Below are 2,438 nucleotides of genomic sequence, written 5' to 3' on the forward strand. Positions count from 1 at the left end.
ATTTGCTGCGCCTGTTGAAAAAATAATGTTTGAGGCCGTCTGAAACTTTTCAGACGGCCTTTAGATGAAAGATAAAAAGATGAACATCATTGATACCGCCATTCCTGACGTAAAACTGCTTGAGCCGCAAGTCTTCGGCGATGCACGCGGCTTTTTTATGGAAACCTTCCGCGACGAATGGTTCAAGACCCAAGTCTGCAACCGCACCTTTGTGCAGGAAAACCACTCCAAATCCAGCAAAGGCGTATTGCGCGGCCTGCACTATCAAACCGAAAATACACAAGGCAAACTCGTACGCGTGGTTGTCGGCGAAGTATTCGATGTAGCTGTCGACATGCGTAAAGACTCCCCCACTTTCGGCAAATGGGTGGGCGAAATTCTGTCCGCAGAAAACAAACGCCAACTGTGGGTACCCGAAGGTTTCGCTCACGGCTTCTATGTACTGAGCGACGAAGCCGAGTTCGTCTATAAATGCACGGATTATTACAACCCCAAAGCCGAACACTCGCTGATTTGGAATGATCCGACCGTCGGCATCGACTGGCCGTTGCAAGGCGAGCCGAACCTGTCGCCTAAAGACTTGGCAGGCAAAGTATTGGCCGAAGCCGTCACGTTTTAAAAAGTTTTAAAAATAATTCAGGCCGTCTGAAAGAATGTTCCTCTTTTCAGACGGCCTACAAATCCATTAATAACAATAATCGACGAAAACGCATTGTGAAAAACGCCTACATCCCCTCTCGCGGCATCCGCGAAATCCCCCATCTCTCCACCCTATTGTCTGAGTTTCATATCTGCAAAGACGGAAAAGGAGCAGAGGCTGTTGTCGGCTGGGGTTTGCGCCCGACAACACACAAAGCGCGTGCTTTCGCCGCTGAACACCAGCTTCCCTTTATTGCTTTGGAAGACGGCTTTTTGCGATCGCTCGGCCTGGGAGTCGCCGGTTATCCCCCTACTCCATCGTCTATGACAACATCGGCATCTACTACGACACCACACGTCCTTCGCGTTTGGAACAACTGATTCTTGCCGCCGATGCCATGCCGTCTGAAACCTTGGCTCAGGCGCGGCAGGCGATGGATTTCATCCTAAAACACCACCTGTCCAAATACAACCACGCGCCCGAACTTTCAGACAATCATCCCTTACGCTCCCCATCCAAGTCTGAAACCGTCCTCATTATCGACCAAACCTTCGGCGATATGGCCATCCAATATGGCGGCGCAGACGCCTCTACGTTTGAACTGATGTTTCAGACGGCTTTAAATGAAAACCCGCAAGCCGATATTTGGGTCAAAACCCATCCCGATGTTTTGTGCGGCAAAAAACAAGGCTATCTGACCCAACTGGTGCAGAACACCGCGTCCATCTTCTGGCAGAAGACATCAACCCGATTTCTTTGTTGCAAAACGTCGATAAAGTTTATTGCGTTACCTCGCAAATGGGTTTTGAGGCACTTTTGTGCGGCAAGCCGCTGACCACCTTCGGCCTGCCGTGGTATGCCGGATGGGGTGTAAGCGACGACCGCCATCCTAAAATCGGCAGCCTTGTTCGAACCCAACGCCGCGCCCCCCGCAACTTGCTGCAGCTCTTCGCCGCAGCCTATCTGCAATACAGCCGCTACCTCAACCCCAATACCGACGAAGCAGGCAACCTCTTTGATGTCATCGACTATCTGGCGACGGTCAAACGCAAAAACGACAAATTGCGTGGCGAGTTATATTGCGTCGGTATGTTTTTGTGGAAACGCGCGGTTGCCAAACCGTTCTTTAACGTACCCTCTTGCCGTCTGAAATTTATCTCTTCCACCCAAAAACTGGCCGGGGTCAAACTGTCCGACGATACACGCATCCTTGCTTGGGGCAACGGCAAAGAGGCCATCGTCCGCTTTGACGAACAACACCACATCCCCCTGCTGCGCATGGAAGACGGCTTTATCCGCTCGGTCGGACTCAGCTCCAACTTAGTGCCGCCGCTGTCGCTCGTTACCGACGATATGGGTATTTACTTCAATGCCGAAACCCCGTCCCGTCTCGAACACATCCTACAAAACCAAAACTTCGACGATCAGAGACCTTTGCAAAATTCCCCAAAATCCCCTAAATTCCTACCAAGACATTTAGGGGATTTTCCATGACCACCTTCTTCCAGCAAACCGCACAAGCCATGATCGCCAAACACATCGACCGCTTCCCACTATTGAAGTTAGATCAAGAGACCTTTGCAAAAAAGTCCTTCCCCAACAGCCGAAACCTAAACAAAGGTTTTCGGCTATTTCCCTCCCCAAATCACTCCTAATTCTACCCAAATGCCCCCTTAATCCTCCCCGGACGCCCTATAATTGGGCATCCGGGCCGCCTTTTAGGCGGCAACAGGCACACTTAGCCTGTTGGCCGCTTTCAACAGGTTTAAACACATCGCCTTCAGATGGCTTTGCGCAC

Annotated in this window: 2 protein-coding genes and 1 pseudogene; all 3 read left to right on the forward strand. The window is 51.0% G+C overall.

The features are described from left to right. The first annotated feature begins 79 nt into the window (after positions 1 to 79). The 3 genes and pseudogenes from rfbC (at position 80) to ACTHSP_RS19655 (ending at position 2,295) form a co-directional block, all read left to right on the forward strand. Positions 80 to 619, forward strand: a complete 540-nt coding sequence (gene rfbC / locus ACTHSP_RS19645) for a dTDP-4-dehydrorhamnose 3,5-epimerase (protein WP_049349314.1) — start codon at positions 80 to 82, stop codon at positions 617 to 619. A gap of 34 nt (positions 620 to 653) precedes the next feature. Then, positions 654 to 2,107: pseudogene (locus ACTHSP_RS19650) on the forward strand (capsular polysaccharide biosynthesis protein); the annotation flags it as partial. A gap of 23 nt (positions 2,108 to 2,130) precedes the next feature. Further along, a complete protein-coding gene (locus ACTHSP_RS19655) occupies positions 2,131 to 2,295 on the forward strand; it encodes a hypothetical protein (RefSeq protein ID WP_371464994.1) in 165 nt (54 codons plus the stop codon). The last annotated feature ends 143 nt before the right edge of the window (positions 2,296 to 2,438 follow it).

Source organism: Neisseria sp. P0001.S005 (genome assembly GCF_051963715.1).

What these genes read in the sequence shown, in the direction of transcription:
- ACTHSP_RS19655 (WP_371464994.1), top strand. Translation starts at nt 2,131, where the DNA reads ATGACCACCTTCTTCCAGCAAACCGCACAAGCCATGATCGCCAAACAC.
- rfbC (WP_049349314.1), top strand. Translation starts at nt 80, where the DNA reads ATGAACATCATTGATACCGCCATTCCTGACGTAAAACTGCTTGAGCCG.